Origin of the sequence: Streptomyces sp. NPDC102441 (assembly GCF_044765585.1) — a bacterium.
GTDB lineage: Bacteria > Actinomycetota > Actinomycetes > Streptomycetales > Streptomycetaceae > Streptomyces.
Window position 1 is genome coordinate 251,597 of record NZ_JBIWKH010000001.1, and the last position, 20,258, is coordinate 271,854.

Annotated in this window: 14 protein-coding genes; 2 read left to right on the top strand and 12 right to left on the bottom strand. The window is 71.5% G+C overall.

Going from position 1 to position 20,258, the window contains the following annotated elements:
- Positions 1–11 precede the first annotated feature (11 nt).
- Complete coding sequence (locus ACIREO_RS01185) at positions 12–968, top strand: aldo/keto reductase (RefSeq protein ID WP_404104446.1); 957 nt, start codon at positions 12–14, stop codon at positions 966–968.
- Between the two features lie 134 nt (positions 969–1,102).
- Positions 1,103–2,275, top strand: coding sequence for a PQQ-dependent sugar dehydrogenase (locus ACIREO_RS01190; RefSeq protein ID WP_404103262.1), 1,173 nt, complete (start codon positions 1,103–1,105; stop codon positions 2,273–2,275).
- 74 nt (positions 2,276–2,349) lie between these two features.
- Here the strand turns inward: ACIREO_RS01190 and ACIREO_RS01195 are convergent, their stop codons facing one another.
- The 12 genes from ACIREO_RS01195 to ligA all read right to left on the bottom strand — a co-directional run bounded on the left by ACIREO_RS01195 (position 2,350) and on the right by ligA (position 20,218).
- Positions 2,350–5,382: an AAA family ATPase gene (locus ACIREO_RS01195; RefSeq protein ID WP_404104449.1), complete on the bottom strand. Its 3,033-nt coding sequence runs from the start codon at positions 5,380–5,382 to the stop codon at positions 2,350–2,352.
- Between the two features lie 47 nt (positions 5,383–5,429).
- Entirely contained in the window at positions 5,430–5,603 is a 174-nt protein-coding gene (locus ACIREO_RS01200) for a hypothetical protein (protein WP_404103263.1), read from the bottom strand.
- 325 nt (positions 5,604–5,928) lie between these two features.
- On the bottom strand, positions 5,929–6,567 hold the full coding sequence (locus ACIREO_RS01205) for a hypothetical protein (RefSeq protein ID WP_404103266.1): 639 nt from the start codon (positions 6,565–6,567) through the stop codon (positions 5,929–5,931).
- A gap of 50 nt (positions 6,568–6,617) precedes the next feature.
- On the bottom strand, positions 6,618–7,172 hold the full coding sequence (locus ACIREO_RS01210; RefSeq protein WP_404103268.1) for a GNAT family N-acetyltransferase: 555 nt from the start codon (positions 7,170–7,172) through the stop codon (positions 6,618–6,620).
- Between the two features lie 28 nt (positions 7,173–7,200).
- On the bottom strand, positions 7,201–9,420 hold the full coding sequence (locus ACIREO_RS01215; protein WP_404103271.1) for an MMPL family transporter: 2,220 nt from the start codon (positions 9,418–9,420) through the stop codon (positions 7,201–7,203).
- Positions 9,421–9,604: 184 nt separating this feature from the next.
- Complete coding sequence (locus ACIREO_RS01220) at positions 9,605–11,713, bottom strand: phosphocholine-specific phospholipase C (protein WP_404103274.1); 2,109 nt, start codon at positions 11,711–11,713, stop codon at positions 9,605–9,607.
- A 174-nt stretch (positions 11,714–11,887) separates the two neighbouring features.
- Entirely contained in the window at positions 11,888–13,396 is a 1,509-nt protein-coding gene (gene gatB / locus ACIREO_RS01225) for an Asp-tRNA(Asn)/Glu-tRNA(Gln) amidotransferase subunit GatB (RefSeq protein ID WP_404103277.1), read from the bottom strand.
- A 16-nt stretch (positions 13,397–13,412) separates the two neighbouring features.
- Positions 13,413–13,655: a hypothetical protein gene (locus tag ACIREO_RS01230; protein ID WP_404103280.1), complete on the bottom strand. Its 243-nt coding sequence runs from the start codon at positions 13,653–13,655 to the stop codon at positions 13,413–13,415.
- A complete protein-coding gene (gene gatA, locus ACIREO_RS01235) occupies positions 13,652–15,154 on the bottom strand; it encodes an Asp-tRNA(Asn)/Glu-tRNA(Gln) amidotransferase subunit GatA (RefSeq protein WP_404103283.1) in 1,503 nt (500 codons plus the stop codon). The genes ACIREO_RS01230 and gatA overlap by 4 nt, the downstream gene beginning before the upstream one ends.
- Positions 15,155–15,159: 5 nt before the next feature.
- Positions 15,160–15,456: an Asp-tRNA(Asn)/Glu-tRNA(Gln) amidotransferase subunit GatC gene (gene gatC / locus ACIREO_RS01240; protein WP_014048481.1), complete on the bottom strand. Its 297-nt coding sequence runs from the start codon at positions 15,454–15,456 to the stop codon at positions 15,160–15,162.
- A 110-nt stretch (positions 15,457–15,566) separates the two neighbouring features.
- The gene (locus ACIREO_RS01245; protein WP_404103286.1) at positions 15,567–17,711 is read right to left on the bottom strand and encodes a putative bifunctional diguanylate cyclase/phosphodiesterase; all 2,145 of its coding nucleotides are present in this window, start codon (positions 17,709–17,711) and stop codon (positions 15,567–15,569) included.
- Between the two features lie 308 nt (positions 17,712–18,019).
- Positions 18,020–20,218 carry an NAD-dependent DNA ligase LigA gene (gene ligA / locus ACIREO_RS01250; protein ID WP_404103289.1) on the bottom strand — a complete coding sequence of 733 codons (2,199 nt, stop codon included), beginning with the start codon at positions 20,216–20,218 and terminating at the stop codon, positions 18,020–18,022.
- Between the last annotated feature and the right edge of the window lie 40 nt (positions 20,219–20,258).

Consider the following 20,258-nt stretch of genomic DNA (forward strand, 5'->3'; position numbering starts at 1 on the left):
CGGCGCTCGCCGTGGGTGCGGTCGGGCTGGGCTGTATGCCGATGAGCTGGGCCTACAGCACGTCGCAGCAGCGCGGTGACCGCTCGGTGCGGACCGTGCACGCGGCGCTGGACGCGGGCGTCCAACTGCTCGACACCGCCGACATGTACGGGCCCTTCACCAACGAGCTGCTCATCGGCCGGGCGCTCAAGGGCCGTCGTTCCGAGGCCTTCCTCTCCACCAAGTGCGGTCTGCTGGTGGGCGATCAGCACATCGTGGCCAACGGGCGGCCCGGTTATGTGCGCCGGGCCTGTGACGCATCGCTGCGTCGGCTGCAGACCGATGTGATCGATCTCTACCAGCTGCACCGGGCGGATCCGGAGGTGCCGGTCGAGGAGACCTGGGGCGCGATGGCGGATCTGGTCACGGCCGGCAAGGTGCGGGCGCTCGGGCTGTGCGCGGTGGGTGCCAGGGCGGGCCGTGGACCTGGGGCACGGATGCACGACGGGACCATCCGGCAGCTCGAGCGGATGCAGCAGGTCTTTCCCGTCAGCGCGGTCCAGGCGGAGCTCTCCGTGTGGTCGCCCCAGGCGCTGGAGGATCTGCTGCCGTGGTGCGCGGCCCGGGGGGTGGGTGTGCTCGCGGCGATGCCGCTGGGCAGCGGCTATCTCACGGGCACCCTCAAGCCCGGCCAGGGTTTCGAGCCGGACGACCCGCGGGCCAGGCACCCGCGCTTCACCGCGGAGATGATGGCGGCCAACCAGCCGGTTGTGGCGGGGCTGCGCAGGGTCGCGGAGCGGCACGGCGCCACTCCGGCGCAGGTGGCTCTGGCGTGGGTCCTGCGGCAGGGCCGCCATGTGGTGCCCGTGCCCGGCGCGAAGCGGGAGCAGTGGGCCGTGGAGAACGCGGGGGCGGCGGGGCTGGTCCTCACGGACCGTGACCTGGCCGAGGTGGCCGGCGTGCCACGGGCCAGGGGGTCGTGGGACTGAGCCCCACGAGGCCCCCATCCGCCGGTCGGCCTGACTCTCCGGCTCTCCGGCTGGAGAATTGGCGGAGACCGGGAACCCGCGCGGAGCAGCGGTGTAAGAACAGTGGACGTGCGACCGTCGAAAGGATCGGTGCTGTGCAAACTCCCGTGCTGCGCAAGGGGGCGGTGGCCCTGCTCGCCTCGGCCTCCCTCCTGTTGTCCGCGTGCTCGTCCGATGACCGCCCGGCCGGCGGTGCCACCGCGCCGGCGAGCCCCACGTCGGCTCCCCCGGCCTCGGCGAGCCCGTCGGCCGACCTTCCGCCGGCCAAGGGCTCGGCCGACGTGGTGAAGACGCTCACGGACGGCCTCGCGTCCCCCTGGGGCCTGGCTCCACTGCCCGGGGGCGACCTGCTGGTCGCCTCGCGTGACGAGGCGACGATCACCCGGGTCGACGGGGAGAGCGGCAAGAAGACCCTGCTGGGCTCGGTGCCGGGAGTCGCGCCCGCGGGTGAGGGCGGGCTGCTCGGTCTCGCCGTCGCCCCGACCTACGGGGCGGACCACCTGGTCTACGCGTACTTCACCACCGAGTCGGACAACCGCATCGCCCGCCTCCAGTACGACGAGGAGAAGCCCGCCGGCCAGCAGCTGGGTGCCCCGGACACCATCCTGCGGGGGATCCCGAAGGGCTCGATCCACAACGGCGGGCGGATCGCTTTCGGCCCCGACCGCATGCTGTACGCGGGCACGGGCGAGACGGGCGACTCGGGCCTCGCACAGGACAAGAAGTCCCTCTCGGGCAAGATCCTGCGGATGACGCCCGACGGAGAGCCGGTGCACGGCAATCCCGAGGGCGACTCGCTGGTCTATTCGTACGGTCACCGCAATGTGCAGGGCCTGGCCTGGGACAGCGGGAAGCGGCTCTGGGCGGCGGAATTCGGCCAGGACACCTGGGACGAGCTGAATCTGATCGAGCCGGGCAGGAACTACGGCTGGCCCGATGTCGAGGGCAAGAAGGGGAAGCAGGGTTTCGTCGACCCGGTGGCCCAGTGGAAGACCTCCGAGGCCTCTCCGAGTGGCATCGCGTACGCCGAGGGGTCCATCTGGATGGCGGGGCTGCGGGGGGAGCGGCTCTGGCGGATTCCTCTGTCGGGCAAGGCGGACGGGGAACCTCTGGCTGCCCCCCAGGCGTTCCTGGAAGGGAAGTACGGCCGTCTCCGCACGGTGCTCGCCGCAGGCGGCGACAGGCTGTGGCTGGTCACGAGCAACACGGACGGCCGTGGCACCGCGAAGTCGGGCGACGACCGGATCCTGCTGCTGAAGGTGCGGTAGCCGGCCGGAATGCCGGAGGGGGCACAGCAGCCCGCCGCCCACGGACGACCGGTAGGCCCGCCGCAGGCCCGCTCTCACCCCGCCGCGTACAGCCGGAAGCGGTGGGCGAGTGCGGCCGCCTCGCCACGGCTGGAGACGCTCAGCTTCGCCAGGATGTTGGAGACGTGCACGCTGGCGGTCTTCGGCGAGATGTACAGCTCCTCCGCGATCCGGCGGTTGGTGTATCCCGCCGCGACCAGCCGGTGCACCTCCTGTTCCCGCGAGGTCAGCCCGAACGACTCGATCGCGTCCACCGCCGGGGCGGGTCCGGCGGGCCGGTCGGGGGCGTCGCCGTCCGGCCCGGTGAGCTCGATACGTGCCCGGCCGGCCAGCAGCTCGACGCTCTCCGCGAGCGGGCGCGCGCCGAGCCGTACCGCCACCGCGTGGGCTTCGCGCAGGAGTCCCGCCGCCGGCGCCCGGTCGCCGGACGCGATGAGGATCGCCTCCGCCCAGTGGTGACGGATCTGGGCCAGCTCGTAGGGGCGCTGGAGGGGAGCGAAGGCGGTGGCCGCCCTGCACCAGTGGTCCGGGGTGTCCGCCCCTTCCGCCCTGGCCAGGTCCGCCTCGATCAGCACGCCGTAGGCCGCCCAGACGGGCACCAGCATCGGCAGCCGCTTGAGATGGCTCCGGATCCGCTCCAGGACCGCCGGCCGGCCGGGCTCCGTGGCGGGCAGCCCGCGTGCGTCGGCCTCTATCGCGGCGGCGGCGTGGAGCAGCGGCAGGGAGTACCGCTGCGTTCCCGGCGGGAGACCGATGTCGGACTGTGCCTCGAACGCGGCCCGCGCCTCGGGGATCCTGCCGTGCCGGGCCGCGAGGACCATGGCGTGCCGCACCGGGCTGATCAGGTGCTGCGGCTGCGGGTCGTGGCCGAGGTGACGCCTGTTCAGGGCCAGTTGCCCCTCGGCCTCCTCGAAGTCTCCGGTGGCCAGGGCCAGGTCGGTGCGGCGGGCGGCCACCAGGGCGTTCGACTTGCGGGACCGGGCCAGCGGGGCCGCGGCCTCCGCGGCGGCCAGGCTCTCCTTCCAGTGCCCCAGCGAGTAGTACGACTGCGCCTGGTTGGCCCGTGCCCAGGCCTCGGACTCGGGGACCCCGTGGCTGTGGCAGATCTGAATGCCGTGGTCGGCGGCCGACACCGCCTCGAGGGAGCGGCCGCAGGATTCGAGCGACGAGGGCAGGTTGACCGCGGCACGGCTCATGACGCCCACCAGGTGCAGTTCCTCGGACCGGTCCCGCACGGCGTACATCTCGGCGACGCCCTCCTCGACGTCGCCCGCGTCGATCGTGAGCCAGCCGCGGGTGAGCCTGGCGTGCAGCTCGATGGACTCCTCGCCGACGAGCCGGGCGTACTCCACGGCCCGGTCGGCCGCGACCAGCGTCTCGGGTCCGGGCCTGTGCAGGGCGCCCCAGCTCGCGACGGACGCCAGGACGTCGGCGTGCACGGCGGAAGGCCGCAGGCCCCGCACCAGGTCCTCGGCGGTGGCCAGTTCCTGCCGGCCGTCCCCCCGGGAGAGGCTCTGCATCAGGAGGGAACGCTGCACCCAGAACCACGCCGCGCGCAGCGGGTCCCGGTTCCGGTCCAGGATGCGCAGCGCCTTCTTCGCGATGGCCAGGGCCCGTTCGCGATCGCCGCCGAAGCGGGCGGACACCGTGGCCTCGGCCATCAGGTCGAGGTAGCCCAGCGGGTCCGCCGGATCGCAGCCGCACCCCGGGTAGGCCTCGGCGTGGTCGAGCGGCCGCAGGGTGGCGCGCACCTCGTCGGGTACGTCGTCCCAGAGCTCCATGGCCCTTTCCAGCAGCCGGAGTTGCTCGCTGTAGGCGTAGCGGCGCCGGGCCGCCACCGCTGCCTGGAGCACGGCGGGCAGCGCCTTGACCGCGTCGTGTGCGGCGTACCAGTAGCTGGCGAGGCGTGCGGCGCGCTCGTCGGCGCGTACGAGTGAGGGGTCGCTCTCCAGCGCCTCGGCGTAGCGGCGGTTGAGGCGTGTGCGTTCGCCTGGCAGCAGGTCGTCGCTGACGGCCTCGCGGACCAGCGAGTGCCGGAAGCGGTATCCGTCGGTGTCGGGGGCGGGCAGCAGCAGGTTGGCGCCGACCGCCGCGCGCAGCGCTTCGTCGAGGTCGTCCTCGGCGAGGCCGGCGACGGCGGCGAGGAGGGGGTGCTCGACCGTGGAGCCGCCCTCGGCGATGATCCGGGCGATCCGCTGCGCGTTCTCGGGCAGTGCCTCGACACGGACCAGGAGGAGGTCGCGGAGGGAGTCGGAGAGCCCGGAGCTGTCGCCGCAGCACTCCACGCTGCGGGCGAGCTCCTCCACGAAGAAGGCGTTGCCGTCGGAGCGGTCGAAGATGTCGTCGACCAGCGTGGCGTCGGGGACCATCGCGAGGATCCCGGTGAGCTGCCGGCCGACCTCGGCGCGGCTGAAGCGGTCGAGCTCGATACGGCGCACGGTGCGGAGCCGGTCCAGCTCGGCGAGGAGGGGGCGCAGGGGGTGGCGGCGGTGGACGTCGTCGGCGCGGTACGTACCGATCACGACGAGACGGCCGCTGCGCAGGGTGCGGAAGAGATAGGCGAGCAGATGGCGCGTGGAGGCGTCGGCCCAGTGCAGGTCCTCCAGGACGAGAACGACCGTACGGGTGGCGGAGACGCGCTCCAGCAGCCGGGCGGCGAGCTCGAAGAGCCGGGCGGTGCCGTGCTCGTCGTCCGGCACCCGGTCGGCCTCGCCCAGTTCGGGCAGCAGCCGGGCGAGCTCGCCCTCCTGGCCGGCCAGCGCCTCGGCCAGTTCCTCCGGCAGTGCTCTGCGCAGGGCGCTGAGAGCGGATGCGAAGGGGGCGTAGGGCAGGCCGTCGGCCCCGATCTCCACGCACCCGCCGACGGCCACCACGGCGTCCCGGCGGCGGGCCGCCGTGGTGAACTCCTCGACCAGCCGTGTCTTGCCGACGCCTGCCTCGCCGCCGAGGAGCAGGGCCTGCGGTTCTCCGGCGGCGGCACGGGCGAGCGTCCCGGTGAGCGCGGCGAGTTCACCGGCTCGGCCGACGAAGACGGGGCTGACGGTGTTGGTCTCCACGTCGCCGAGCATCGCATACGCGTACGACACTCCGGCTACCGGTTTTCGCGGGTTCATCGCTACGCGGCACGGACGAACCAGCTCCGGTTCTTCCCCACCCGCCCTCCGGTGTCGTCCCGTCCTGTGCGGCGGGCGGCGCGGCGGGCGAGCACCGCCTGGCGGACGGTGCGCTGCTCGTCGGCCCTGCGGATCAGCTCGGCGACGGCGAGCTGGTGGAGTTCGTACTCGTACATGGTCTTCTCCCTGGTGGAAAACGAAGAGTGGTGGCACGGCTTCTTGCCGTGCCACCACTCTCGTCCGCCAGGGGGCGGCGCCACATGGGGCGAGTGCCGCATCTCTGCGGGTGGGGGGCCTTAGGCCCGGGTGACGGATGCCTTAGGCCTCTCGTTTGGATCATGCTGGGCTCGCGTGCCCTGGCACGCACATCTGCGGCGTTGTCGTCAGTCGCCAACGCTCCGCGTTGACTCCCTCCTCCGCCTTGCAGCTGCACGCACCAGACCCCGCTCCCTGATCCAGCCTGATCCAAACGAAAGACCCTAGCCGGTTGCCCGGGGAGCCTCAGCCCGCCGCCGAGGGCATGGAGACGAAGAGGTCGAGGTACATGCCGACGGAGATCAGCACGCCGAGGACTCCGAGTGCGATGCCCGCCACGGCGACGGAGCGTACCCAGCCCGCCTGCGGGTGGAGGGCAGGCGTGCCGAAGGAGGGCCGGACCAGGACGAAGACGCCGACGAGCAGCGCGAGCAGCGCGAAGACCCCGTTGACGAGGGCGGTGCTGTGCCACGCGTCGCCGTAGATCTCGGAGATCTGCTGGGAGGCGCTGCCGCCGCCGGCGGTCTTGATCTGGCCGAGCAGGGTCTCGCGCTCGGCGGCGACCCGTCCGGTCCAGGCGCCCGAGAGCGAGATGACGCCGAGCCCGGCGGCCACGACGGCCGCTGCTCCTGTTCCGACCCCGGACTTCGCGGCCGCTTCGGCCTCGTCGTAGGGGTCGGGCTCCAGATCGGTCTCCAGGCCGTCCTCCGCGGCCGCGTCCGTCGCGGCCACGTCCATGGCGGTGACGTCCGGTGCGACGGCGTCCGGAGCGGCGGCTTCCGCCGGGCCGGCCTTCTTCGTCACGTCCGTCGCGGCGGGGGCCGCGGCGGCTGCCTTCTTCTCCTCGGTGTCGTCGGTGGTCGGAGTGGAGGGGGAGGTGTTCATGCGCCGCACGCTAGGGGTCCCATATGAGAAGCTCCTTAACACTGGGCCCCTCAGCCCCGTCCCTTACGCCATTCGGGCGCCAGGACGGCCCAGATCTCCTCGTCGTGACGCTTGCCTCGGTACGGGTAGGCCTCGCGCAGCACGGCTTCCCGGGTCATTCCGAGCCGCTCGGCCACCGCGACGCTGCGCCTGTTGGCGGCGGAGGCGACCCACTCCACGCGGTGCATGCCCCTCACGCCGAAGGCCCAGTCGATCAGCTTCCGTGACGCGCGGGTCACCAGGCCCCGGCCCTCACCCGCGGCCTCCAGCCAGCAGCCGATCTCGCAGTTGCCGGTCCCCGCCTCGAATATCCGGAAGAGGACGCCGCCGACCAGCGTGCCGTCCAGCCAGATGCCGTAGAGCCTGCCGGTGTCGGCGGCCTGCTTGTCCGCGTACCGCTGGAGCAGCGCGTGGGCGGAGGCGAGGTCCGTGGCGGCCGCCGCGAACGGGATCCAGGGGTCGACAAGAGCGCGTGCCCGGTCCATGTGCGCCAGGAACTCCTCCGCCTGCCAGGGCTCGAGCGGGCGGAGCTCCGCCCCGTCGTCACCCAGTGACACCGTGAACACAGTGCTCCTCCTCGGTCTTCGTGATGTCTCAGTGAACGCGCTGCGGGGCCACCGCGGCCTCGTCTCCCGCACGTTCCCCCGGGATCCTCGCACGGGGTGCCATGCGGTCCGGCGGCTCGATGCTGAGGCGCGGAAGCAGCCGGTCCAGCCGGGCGGGCAGCCACCAGTTCGCGCCCCCGAGCAGATGCATCAGCGCGGGCACCAGCAGGGTGCGCAGGACGAAGGCGTCAAGGGCGACGGCGGCGGCGAGTGCGATGCCGAACATCGCGATGACGCGGTCGCCGCTGAGGACGAAGGCGAGGAAGACCGAGATCATGATCACCGCGGCCGAGTTGATCACCCGGCCGGTCTCGGCCAGGCCGACGCGCACCGACCGGCGGTTGTCGCCGGTCTCCAGCCATTCCTCGTACATCCGGCCGACGAGGAAGACCTGGTAGTCCATCGACAGCCCGAAGAGGACCGAGACCATGATCACCGGGAGGAAGGGCTCGATGGGGCCCGAGCTGCCGAGTCCCAGCAGCTCGCTCCCCCATCCCCACTGGAAGACCGCGACGACGACGCCGAAGGAGGCGGCGACGGCTGCCACGTTCATCACGGCGGCCTTGAGGGGAACGGCGAGGGAGCGGAACGCCAGCAGCAGAAGCAGGCAGCCGAGTCCGATCACGACACCCACGAAGAGCGGCAGTTTGCCGACGATGATCTCTGCGAAGTCGTCGTAGCCGGCCGTCACCCCGCCCACATGCATCCGGAGCGAGGTGGTGTCACCGGTCGGCGGCAGGACGTCGTGGCGCAGCCGGTCGACGAGGTCGCTGGTCCGCTGCGACTGGGGTGCGGACTCGGGGACGACGGTGAGGAACGCGGTGTCGCCGCTGCCGTTGTACGTCACCGGGCCGACCGACGCGACGCCCTCGGTGTTCCGCAGCACCGAGGGCAGGCCGTCCAGGGCGAGACGGTCGTCGGCTCCGTCGAGATGGGCGGCTATCGTCAGCGGCCCGTTGACGCCGGGGCCGAACCCGTCGGCCAGCAGGTCGTACGCCTGACGGGTGGTGGCCGACGCGGGGTTGTTGCCCTGGTCGGATGTGCCCAGGTGCAGGGAGAGGGCGGGCACCGCGAGCACGGCCATGACGGCCGCCGCGACCGCTCCCAGCAGCCGGGGCCGCCGCTCGACGAAGGCCGACCAGCGGGCGGCGAAGCCGGTGGCCCGTTCGCTCTGCGGCCCGTGCTCGGCGAGCCGCCCGCGTTCACGGCGGCTCAGTGCCCGCATGCCGATGAAGGAGAGCAGCGCTGGCAGCAGGGTCACGGAGGCGGCGACGGTCAGCACCACGGTGAGGGAGGCGGCGACGGCGACACCGTTGAGGAAGCCGAGGCGCAGGACCAGCATGCCCAGGAGTGCGACGCAGACGGTGGCTCCGGCGAAGACGACGGCGCGCCCCGTCGTCGCGACGGCGTTCCGCGCCGCTTCGGGCACGGACAGGCCGCGCCGCAGACCTCTCCGGTGCCTGGTGACGATGAAGAGGGCGTAGTCGATGCCGACGCCGAGCCCGATGAGCATGCCCAGCATCGGTGCGAAGTCGGCGACGGTCATGACATGGCCGAGCAGCACGATGCCCGCGTACGCCGTGCCGACGGACACGAGGGCGGTCGCGATGGGCAGCAGGCTCGCGGCGAGCGAGCCGAAGGCGAGGAAGAGGACGACCGCGGCGACGGCCACTCCGATGGCCTCGCTCAGATGGAGGGCGGGTGCTTCGGTCAGTGCGACGGCGGTGCCGCCGAGCTCGACCCGGAGCCCTTCGCCCGCGGCCTCCCGCGCGGTGTCGACGACGGCCCGCGCCTGTTCCGGCGGGATCCCGCCGGCCCGGTGGTCGAAGGTGACCGTCGCGTAGGCGGTGTGCCCGTCCGCGCTGATCATGCCCTGAGCCGCCGCTCCGTAGGGGCCGGTGACGTCACCGACCCCCGGCAGTGCGCCGATCGCGTGCAGCGTCCTGGTCATCGTCCGCTCGACGCCGGCGTCGGTGACGGTGGAGCCCGAGGTGTGCCAGACGACGGTGCACGTGTCCCCGCCCAGGTCCTCGAACCCCGTCTGGAGGAGTTCCCCCGCGCGGCCCGATTCGGTGCCCGGCACCTCGTAGTCGTTGGAGTACACGGCCCCCGCGTACCCCGCGGCGCCTGCCGTGCCTCCGAGAGCGAGCAGCCAGATGAGGACGGCGGCGAGGCGGTGCTCAAGACACCAGCGTGCGATGGCGGCCAACGGAGGTGCTCCTGGGGCTGGTGGGACCGGTGTCGTGAGTTAAGCGGACAATGTCCGCTAAGCCCTACATGACCAGATAGCGGTCACTCTGACAGCCAGTCTTGATCATCGGCCCCGTTCGTGGCCATGGTGACACCACCGGTCCGCCCGCCCTCCGCCGCGTCTCCCCGGCCGCCCCGTCCGTTCAGCCGGAGACGCTCGCCCTGCCGTTCTCCATGTGTCCCATCAGCCGGCGCCGGAAGGAGCCGTCCCCTTCCGCCGTCACCAGGACGTCGTACCAGCCGTGGGCGTCGGCCGCCGAGTGCACGAGCGTGCGGCTGCGCCCCGGCTTGACCTTGACCGTCCGGCGCCAGTCACGCAGGTCGTCCTCGTCGACGTACCCGAGTGGCCGCACGGTGTAGGTCAGCGTCCGTCGGCCGTTGTTGCGGAGCGTGAGGTGCAGGTCGCGCTCATGGTCGTCGATGCGCGAGGACACCTCGGCGCCGCCGTCGGCCGTCCCTTCGAACTCCCGCCGGAAGCCGTTCGGGCCGGTGACCGTGAAGCGGTAGCCGTCGCCGGTCAGCGGCACCTTCCACCGCGCCGTGCCGCTTACGTCCAGGTGCTGCGGAGCGGGGAACTCCTTCGCGTAGGGGTGGAGCGTGAAGTGTGCCGAGGACCGTCCGGTGTTGCTGAGAGCCACCAGCAGTTTCCCGCCCGCCCGCTTCGCCTGGGCGTCGGGCTGGTACGGCAGGGGCCTGGCCGGGCGGGAGCCCGGTTCCTGGACGGGCATCCGCTGGAGGGCCGGGGGCTTCGGCTGCCAGCGCCCGCCGAACGGGGGAATCGCGGCGGGGTGTCCCGTCTCCGGCTGCCGTCGCGCGCGCGTGAAGTCGAAGGCGGAGGTGAGGTCTCCGGTGACCTGACGTCGCCAGTCACCGATGTTGGGCTCCTCCACCCCGGTCCAGCGCTCCAGGAGGCGGATCACGGAGGTGTGGTCGAAGACCTCGGAGCAGACGTATCCGCCGACCGTCCACGGGGAGACGACCAGCAGCGGCACCCGTATGCCGAGTCCGGTGGGTTTGCCCTCCCACTGTTCCTCCGTCACCTCGGCGGGGGCGACCGGCGGCGGCACGTGGTCGAAGAAGCCGTCGTTCTCGTCGTAGGTGATGAGGACGACGGTGCGCCGCCACACATCGGGGTGCCTGCCCAGTGCGTCCAGGATCTTGTAGACGACCGTCGCGCTGTGCACCGGTGAGGAGACGCTCGGATGCTCGGAGTCCACCGCCGACGGCACCAGGTAGGAGACCTCGGGCAGCGTCCCCGCGGCGACGTCCGCGGCGAACTCGTCGGCGAGTGTGCCCGTGGGGACCCTGCGCAACGCGCGCTCGAACAGGCTGCGCTCGGCCGTCGTCAGGGTGGCGACACCCTCGTCGAGCAGGCCCAGCAGCCGCTCCCGCTCGCCGGCCGTGTCCGCGTCGCGCACGGTGGCGTAGAAGGACTCCATGTAGGTGTGCCCGGTCCGCGTCAGTGCCTTGCGGGCGATGGCCTTGAAGGTGGTGAAGAACTCGATCTGGTTGTCGGTGAAGTTCTCCCACTCCGTGTACGTCTTCCAGCTGCGCCCGGCCTTCTCCAGCCGCTCGGCGTACGTACCCCAGTCGTAGCCGGGGTGGGAGCCCTCGTCGTACGCGTCGTTGCCCACGGCCCGCCTGCCGTCGGCCTCGTAGCCCGTCCTGCCGCTCCACAGGTGGTTGCGGTTCGGGCTCGTGGAGCTGTGGATCGAGGAGTGGTAGGCGTCGCAGACCGTGAACGTGTCGGCGAGCTCGTAGTGCAGCGGGAGGTCGCGGCGGTCGTAGTACGCCATGGTGGCGGCCGTCTTCGCGGTGACCCAGCCGTCCATCCTGCCGTCCGCCCAGGCTTTCGCGCCGCCGCTCCAGGAGTGGTCGAGGGCGCCTATGTACTGCAGGTCCTCCTGCTGCGTCCGGGCCGCCTCGCGCACCGGGAAGGGCAGGACGGTGGTGCCCAGAGGGCCCGGCTGTTCGAAGACGGGCCTGCCGGAGGGCAGTTCGACGGCGTTGCGGTCGCCGAAGCCGCGCACTCCGCGCAGCGTCCCGAAGTAGTGATCGAAGGAACGGTTCTCCTGCATCAGGATCACCACGTGCTCGATCGCGTCCAGGCCCGCTCCACCGGACCTGTCCGCTGCGGGCTGTGCGGCGATCGCCGCCTGGAGCGACGGGGGCAGGAACGATCCCGCCGCCGCGGCGCCGAGTGCGCCGCCCCCGAGCGCGAAGAGCCGACGCCGTGACATGTCCGTGGTCAATTGAGCCTCCCGGTTCCGTATCCACCACGGAAACTAGTCACTCCGGGTGGCGGCGGGAAGACGGCGGTACGGCCCGGCGGTGAACGTCCCCGCTGTCCCTGGGCCGTGACGGCACCGGACAGCGGGAAGGGGCGGTGCACCCGCGCACGGGTCCACCGCCCCCTCAGCCGTGAATCAGCCCTCGACGCCGAGCTTCTCCAGGATCAGCTCACGCACGCGCGCCGCGTCCGCCTGGCCGCGGGTGGCCTTCATGACCGCGCCCACCAGCGCACCGGCCGCTGCGACCTTGCCGCCACGGATCTTGTCTGCGATCGCGGCGTTGGCCGCGATGGCCTCGTCGACGGCGGTGGACAGCGCGCCCTCGTCCGAGACGACCTTCAGGCCGCGCTTCTCGACGACGGTGTCCGGGTCGCCCTCGCCCGCGAGGACGCCCTCGAGGACCTGGCGCGCCAGCTTGTCGTTGAGATCGCCGGAGGCGACGAGCTCCGCGACCCGGGCGACCTGCGCCGGGGTGACCGGCAGCTCGTCCAGGCTGCGGCCGGTCTCGTTGGCGTTACGGGCCAGCTCGCCCATCCACCACTTGCGGGCCTGGTCGGACGGGGCGCCCACGTCCGTCGTGGCGACGATCAGATCGACCGCGCCCGCGTTGAGGATGGACTGCATGTCGTGGTCGTTTACACCCCACTCCTCCTTCAGCCGCTTGCGGCGCAGCCGGGGAAGCTCGGGAAGCTCCTTGCGGAGCTCCTCGACCCAGTCGCGGGCAGGGGCGACCGGCACCAGGTCCGGCTCGGGGAAGTAGCGGTAGTCCTCGGCGTTGTCCTTGATGCGGCCGGCCGTGGTGGAGCCGTCCTCCTCGTGGAAGTGCCGGGTCTCCTGCACGATCGTCCCGCCGGAGTTCAGCACCGCCGCGTGACGCTGGATCTCGAAGCGGGCGGCACGCTCGACGGAGCGCAGCGAGTTGACGTTCTTCGTCTCGGAGCGCGTGCCGAACTTCTCGCGGCCGTGCGGGCGCAGCGACAGGTTGACGTCGCAGCGCATCTGGCCCATCTCCATCCGGGCCTCCGAGACGCCGAGCGCCTTGATGAGCTCGCGGAGCTCGGCGACGTACGCCTTGGCGACCTCGGGGGCGCGTGCGCCGGCTCCCTCGATCGGCTTGGTGACGATCTCGATGAGGGGGATGCCCGCGCGGTTGTAGTCGAGCAGCGAGTGGGAGGCGCCGTGGATACGGCCGGTGGCACCGCCGACGTGAGTCGACTTGCCGGTGTCCTCCTCCATGTGCGCGCGCTCGATCTGCACGCGGAAGATCTCGCCGTCCTCCAGCTGGACGTCCAGATAGCCCTCGAAGGCGATCGGCTCGTCGTACTGGGAGGTCTGGAAGTTCTTCGGCATGTCCGGATAGAAGTAGTTCTTCCGGGCGAAGCGGCACCACTCGGCGATCTCGCAGTTCAGCGCGAGCCCGATCTTGATGGCGGACTCGACGCCGATCTCGTTGACGACCGGCAGCGCGCCCGGCAGTCCGAGGCAGACCGGGCAGGTCTGCGAGTTCGCGTCCTGCTTGAGCTCGGTGGAGCATCCGCAGAACATCTTGGTCTTGGTGCCGAGCTCCACATGGACCTCGAGGCCCATGACGGGGTCGTACGTCGCGAGGGCACCCTCGTACGACTCCAGGTCGATGACAGTCACGATGAAACTTTCCCTCTCAGCCCAGCAGGACGTCGTCGTCGCCGAGACGCTTGAGCTCGCGGTAGAGGATCGCGAGTCCGGTCACGATCGCGGCGGCGGATACGGCGGCGTCGATCAGCCGCAGCGTGTCGTTGTCCTCGCGGGCCATCCTCGCCTGCTTGACGACGCTGAGTGCGCCGAAGGCGGTGGTGCCCAGGGACATGTACACACCGGACTTGGACTTCTTGAAGTTCTTGGCCTTCTTAGCCATTGCGCTCATAGTGACGGAGCCTCCTCAAGCAGCGGGTGCCCCCACTTTTCCACGAAAGCGGCCTCGACGGCTGCTCCGACCTTGTACAGCCGGTCGTCCTTCATGGCGGGGGCGATGATCTGCAGCCCCACCGGCAGGCCGTCCTCCGGGGCCAGGCCGCAGGGCAGCGACATGGCGGAGTTGCCGGCGAGGTTGGTCGGAATGGTGCACAGGTCCGCGAGGTACATCGCCATCGGGTCGTCGGCGCGCTCGCCGATCGGGAAGGCGGTGGTGGGTGTCGTCGGCGAGACGATGACGTCCACCTGCTCGAACGCCTTCTCGAAGTCCTGGGTGATGAGGGTGCGGACCTTCTGCGCCGAGCCGTAGTACGCGTCGTAGTAGCCGGAGCTCAGCGCGTACGTACCGAGGATGATGCGGCGCTTGACCTCGTCGCCGAAGCCGGCCTCGCGGGTGAGCGCGGTGACGTCCTCGGCGGAGCGGGTGCCGTCGTCGCCGACCCGCAGGCCGTAGCGCATGGCGTCGAAGCGCGCCAGGTTCGAGGAGCACTCGGACGGCGCGATCAGGTAGTACGCCGAGAGAGCGAGATCGAAGGACGGGCAGTCCAGCTCGACGACCGTGGCACCGAGCGACTTCAGCAGCTCGACCGACTCGTTGAACCGCTGGACGACACCGGCCTGGTAGCCCTCGCCCGCGAACTGCTTCACCACACCGACGCGCATGCCCTGTACGGAGCCGTTGCGCGCGGCCTCGACGACCGGCGGGACCGGGGCGTCGATGGACGTCGAGTCCATCGGGTCGTGCCCGCCGATCGCCTCGTGCAGCAGCGCCGCGTCCAGGACCGTACGGGCGCAGGGGCCGCCCTGGTCGAGGGAGGACGAGAAGGCGACCATGCCGTAGCGGGAGACGCCGCCGTAGGTCGGCTTGACGCCGACGGTTCCGGTGACGGCCGCGGGCTGGCGGATGGAGCCACCGGTGTCCGTGCCGATGGCCAGCGGGGCCTCGAAGGAGGCGAGCGCGGCGGCCGAGCCACCGCCGGAGCCGCCCGGGATACGGGTGAGGTCCCAGGGGTTGCCGGTCGGGCCGTAGGCGCTGTTCTCGGTGGAGGACCCCATGGCGAACTCGTCCATGTTGGTCTTGCCGAGGATGACGACGTCGGCGGCCCTCAGCTTCGTGGTCAGGGTCGCGTCGTACGGCGGGACCCAGCCCTCCAGGATCTTCGAACCGACGGTGGTCGGCATGTCCTGGGTGGTGAAGATGTCCTTGAGCGCGAGCGGCACACCGGCCAGCGGGCCGAGCTTCTCGCCCGCCTCACGCTTGGCGTCGACCGCGCGGGCCTGCGCGAGCGCGCCCTCACGGTCGATGTGCAGGAAGGCGTGGACCTTCTCGTCGACGGCGTCGATCCGGGCCAGGTGGGCCTCGGTGACCTCGACGGCCGTCAGCTCGCCGGAGGCGACCTTCGCGGCGATCTCGGCCGCGGTGAACTTGATGATGGTGCTGATGTCCGTCATGGCTGTTAGTCCTCCCCCAGGATCTGCGGCACCTTGAAACGCTGCTGCTCCTGGGCCGGGGCGCCGGAGAGCGCCTGCGCGGGGGTGAGCGACGGACGGACCTCGTCCGCGCGCATGACGTTCGTCAGCGGCAGCGGGTGGGAGGTCGGCGGGACGTCTTGGTCGGCGACCTCGGAGACGCGGGCGACCGCGCCGATGATGTCGTCGAGCTGGCCGGCGAAGTGCTCGAGCTCTTCGCCCTTCAGCTCCAGACGCGCCAGCCGGGCGAGGTGGGCGACCTCCTCGCGCGTGATGCCAGGCATGCAGCGATCCTCAGGGTTCGGTTCGGCAGATTTGATTCAAGACACCAATCCTATGGGGTCGCGGGACACGCCAGCGGACACACCGCCTTCCGGGGCCCCGCACCGCCCCGTCAGGCCGTGGCCGGGCCGGGGTTCAGCGCGCGCCCCGCGGACCTGGGCGACTGCTCGGGGGCCACCGCCTGCGCGGCCTGGGCCGCCAGGTCCGCCGGCCGCCGCCACCCGTGCTCGCCCCTCGCCCGCAGCCAGGCCGTCGTCTCCTGCGGGGGCATCGCGGCGGCCACGAGCCACCCCTGCACCGCGTCGCAGCGCAGGTCACGCAGCCGCTCCCAGGTCTCGTCGTCCTCGACGCCCTCGGCGACGACGATCAGCCCGAGCGAATGGGCCAGGTCGATGGTGCAGCGGACGATCTCGGCGTCCTCGTTGTCCACGGCCAGCCGCGCGACGAAGGAACGGTCGATCTTGAGCTCACTGACCGGCAGTTTCCGCAGATGGACGAGGGAGGAGTAGCCGGTGCCGAAGTCGTCGAGCGACATCTTCACTCCGTGCCCGGTCAGCCCGGCCAGGGTGTCGGCGGCCCGCTGGGGGTCCTCCAGCAGGACGTGCTCGGTTATCTCCAGCTGCAGCGCACCGGCCGGAACGCCGTGCCGGGCGAGCCGGGCGGCGACGCTGCCCGCGAAGCCGGGGGTGTGGACGTCGCGCGGCGAGACGTTGACCGCGACGGGGACGAACAGGCCCTGCGCCCGCCACCGGGCGACCTGGGCCAGCGCGGTCTCGAGCACGTACTCGGTGAGGTGGGGCATCAGCCCGGAGGATTCCGCGATCGCGATGAACTCGTCCGGGGGGACCCGCCCGCGCTCCGGATGCACCCAGCGTACGAGCGCTTCGAGACCGGCGACCTGGCCGTCGAAGCGGACCTTCGGCTGGTAGTGGAGTTCCACTTCCCTGGCGTCCAGGGCGCGCCTGAGGTCGCCCAGCAGACCGAGCCGGTCCGGGGTGTTGCTGTCGCGCTTGGACTCGTAGACCTCCACGCCCGTGCGGTCCCGCTTGGCCTGGTACATGGCCACATCCGCGCGCCTGAGGAGTCCTTCGGCGTCCAGAGCGTGGTCGGGGTGGACGGCGACCCCCGCGCTCGCCTCCAGCACCAGGGTGAGTCCGTCGAGGTCGAGGGGCGAGGAGAGCTCGGCGACCAGATGACGGGCGACGCGCTGGGCGCTGGTGGCCGAGTCCGCGGTCGGCAGCAGCACCGCGAACTCGTCGCCGCCGAGCCGCGCGGCCTCCGCACCGCGCGGCAGGGCGAGCCGCAGCCGCTCCGCTATCTGGAGCAGGAGCCGGTCCCCGGCGAGATGGCCGAGGGTGTCGTTGACGGCACGGAAGCGGTCGAGGTCGATGAGGACGAGGGCGGTCCTGGTGCCGGTGCCGTCGGCCTCCTCCAGCGCCGTCCACGTTCTCTCCAGGAGCCACTGACGGTTGGGCAGGCCGGTGAGCGGGTCCCTCAGCTGTTCCTCGGCCCGTGCCCGGGCGATCCAGAGCGTGGAGTCCAGGGCGATCAGCGGGACGGCGAAGAGCGGCAGCAGCACGGGCTTGGCCGAGGCCACCACACAGATCAGGGGGGCGATGCCGAGGAGCGCGACCGCGACGAGCCCCTGGCGCAGCAGTGCGGTGCGGGCGATCGTCGGCAGCCCGCCGCTCTGGGACGCCCTGGCGTACCAGAGCAGGAAGCGGGTGACCAGGAGATACGTGCCGGCGGCGAGCAGCACCTCCGGTACGGCGTCGATGCCCCAGTGGAGTGGCCGCCAGGGCGATTCGACGCTCGGCACCTCGCCGAAGGCGGACAGGACCAGCGCGGCCGCCCCGACGCCGAGTATGTCCACGGCCCCGTGCAGCAGTCCCTGCCGCCACCGGTGGCGCCTGGCCGTGCCGACGAGCACCACGACGACGAGGCTGACCAGCCCTGCGGCCACCCAGCCGTAGAGCAGCAGGACGGCGAGGGTGAGGGCGGCGCCGGAACCGGTGCCGCCCCACCAGCGGTCGCGCCCGAGGGCGACCAGATGGCCCACGATGATTCCGGTGAGCAGGGCGAGCGACCAGCCGGCGGTGCCGGCGGGGAAGAGCGCGTGTCCGTCGTGGACCGTCCGGTAGAACCCGGCCGCGAGCTGCACCGCGGCGACCGCCACGACGACGGCGCCCACCTTTGATGTGAGGCCCACGAAACCTTGCAGACGCGACACCGGTGCGGCGCTCTCGGTCGGTTTCATTCCGTCCCTCTCACAGCCGGCGGTGCCGATGTCCCACGGTGGCTCCCGCTCCCATGCCACCACGACCCGAATCCCACCACGCGGCCGGGCACGGCAGGTGCTCGTTCAACAGTAGGCCGATGAGGGCCCCCGCGGGCAGCGCTCTGCAGCTCTTGCCCGAATGCGGTCCCACACCACTCACTGTCTGATAAGCGCCGAACGGGTGATGCGGTCAGGGCCGGGCCCCGGTCCCCTCTTGTCCGCCTCGTCCCCCTACTTCCCCCCATGCGCCTGACCACGCGTCGGCCCGCGTCTCGATCGCGCCTCGATCAGGTCTCCTCGGCGGGAACGGCGGCCTCCCGGGCCGCGTCCGGCCCCTGTTGCAGGAGCACGGCGAAGCCCTCGTCGTCGAGGACGGGAACCTTCAGCTGCATCGCCTTGTCGTACTTCGACCCCGGGTTGTCTCCCACCACCACGAAGGAGGTCTTCTTCGAGACGGAACCGGTGACCTTGGCCCCACGGCTCTGGAGCGCGTCCTTGGCTCCGTCCCTGGTGTGCGTGGCCAGCGTGCCGGTGACCACGACGGTGAGCCCCTCCAGCGGTCGCGGCCCCTCGTCCTCGCCCGCGCCCTCGTCCTCCATCCGGACCCCGGCCTCCCGCCATTTACGCAGGATCTCCCGGTGCCAGTCCTCGGCGAACCACTGTTTGACCGAGGCGGCGATGATGGGCCCCACCCCGTCGGCCGCGGCCAGCTCCTCCTCGGACGCCTCGTCGATCCGGTCGACGGACCGGAACTGCCGGGCGAGCTCGACGGCGGCCACCGGCCCCACATGCCGGATCGAGAGCCCGGTGAGGATCCGGGCCAGCGGGGCCTGTCTGGCCGCCGCGATGCCCTCCAGCATGCCGAGAGCGTTCTTCCTCGGCTCGCCCTGCTGGTTGGCGAAGACCGTGGCGGTCTTCTCCTCGCCGGTCTTCGGGTCGCGCTTGGGCAGTCCGCTGTCCGCGTCCAGGACGTACGCCCGGATCGGCAGCAGCTGCTCCACCGTCAGTCCGAAGAGGTCCCCCTCGTCCAGCAGGGGCGGCTCGGCGGGCTCCAGGGGCTTGGTCAGGGCCGCGGCGGCCACATAGCCGAAGTGGTCGATGTCCAGGCACTTACGGCCCGCGAGATAGGCGAGGCGTTCACGCAACTGGGCGGGGCAGGAACGGGCGTTGGGGCAGCGGAGGTCGATGTCGGCCTCCTTCATGGGCCGCAGCGCCGTCCCGCACTCGGGGCACTCGGACGGCATGACGAACTCCCGCTCGCTGCCGTCGCGCAGATCGACGACCGGCCCGAGGATCTCCGGGATGACGTCTCCCGCCTTGCGGAGCACCACCGTGTCGCCGATGAGGACGCCCTTGGCCTTCACCACGTTCTGGTTGTGCAGGGTGGCGAACTCGACCTCCGACCCCGCCACCTCGACCGGCTCGACCTGGGCGTAGGGGGTGACCCTGCCGGTCCGTCCGACGCCGACCCGGATATTGACCAGCTCGGTGTTGACCTCCTGCGGCGCGTACTTCCAGGCGATCGCCCAGCGCGGGGCGCGCGAGGTGGAGCCCAGCCTGCCCTGGAGCGGGATCTCGTCGAGCTTGATGACGACGCCGTCGATCTCGTGCTCGACGGACTGGCGGTGCTCGCCGAACCAGGCGATGAACTCCCGAGCCTCGTCGATGGATTCGACCACCTTGTTGTGCTGGGCGGTCGGTAGCCCCCACTCCTTCAGCAGGTCGTACGCCTGGGAGAGCCGGTCGATGTCGAAGCCCTCGCGGGCACCGATGCCGTGCACCACCATGTGGAGCGGGCGGGTGGCGGTGACCTTCGGGTCCTTCTGCCGCAGCGAACCGGCCGCCGCGTTGCGCGGGTTGGCGAAGGGCTTGTCACCGGCCTCGACCAGCCGGGCGTTGAGCCCCTCGAAGGCCTCCATGGGGAAGAACACCTCGCCCCGGATCTCGACGAGCGCGGGGACACGGTCGCCCTTGAGGCGGAGTGGGATCTCCGCGATCGTACGGACGTTGGAGGTGATGTCCTCCCCCGTCCGTCCGTCGCCCCGGGTCGCCGCGCGGGTCAGCCTGCCGTGCTCGTAGGTGAGGTTGACGGCGAGGCCGTCCACCTTGAGCTCGCACAGGAAGTGGTACCCGCCCCTGCCCACGTCCTTGGCCACGCGATCGGCCCAGGCCGCGAGCTCCGCGTCGTCGAAGGCGTTGTCGAGGGAGAGCAGGCGCTCACGGTGCTCGACGGAGGTGAACTCCGTGACGTAGGGACCCGCGACCTTCTGGGTCGGCGAGTCCGGTGTGCGCAGCTCGGGGTGCTCGTCCTCGATGGCCTCCAGCGCGCGCATCTGCCGGTCGAACTCGGCGTCGTCGATGACGGGCTGGTCCTTCACGTAATACCGGAAGCGGTGCTCCTCGATCTGCTCGGCGAGGAGTGCGTGCCGTTCCTGCACCTCCGCCGGCACACCGGTCAGCTGCTGCGCCTGCTCTTCGCCGGCCATCGACTGTTCCTCCGTTGCCCCATTGAGACCTCTACGACGA

Bases quoted from the DNA above. Each gene is read 5' to 3' on its own strand.
- ACIREO_RS01195 (WP_404104449.1), bottom strand. From the start codon at position 5,382: ATGCTCGGCGACGTGGAGACCAACACCGTCAGCCCCGTCTTCGTCGGC.
- gatA (WP_404103283.1), bottom strand. From the start codon at position 15,154: ATGACGGACATCAGCACCATCATCAAGTTCACCGCGGCCGAGATCGCC.
- ligA (WP_404103289.1), bottom strand. From the start codon at position 20,218: ATGGCCGGCGAAGAGCAGGCGCAGCAGCTGACCGGTGTGCCGGCGGAG.
- ACIREO_RS01200 (WP_404103263.1), bottom strand. From the start codon at position 5,603: ATGTACGAGTACGAACTCCACCAGCTCGCCGTCGCCGAGCTGATCCGC.
- gatC (WP_014048481.1), bottom strand. From the start codon at position 15,456: ATGCCTGGCATCACGCGCGAGGAGGTCGCCCACCTCGCCCGGCTGGCG.
- ACIREO_RS01230 (WP_404103280.1), bottom strand. From the start codon at position 13,655: ATGAGCGCAATGGCTAAGAAGGCCAAGAACTTCAAGAAGTCCAAGTCC.
- ACIREO_RS01205 (WP_404103266.1), bottom strand. From the start codon at position 6,567: ATGAACACCTCCCCCTCCACTCCGACCACCGACGACACCGAGGAGAAG.
- ACIREO_RS01245 (WP_404103286.1), bottom strand. From the start codon at position 17,711: ATGAAACCGACCGAGAGCGCCGCACCGGTGTCGCGTCTGCAAGGTTTC.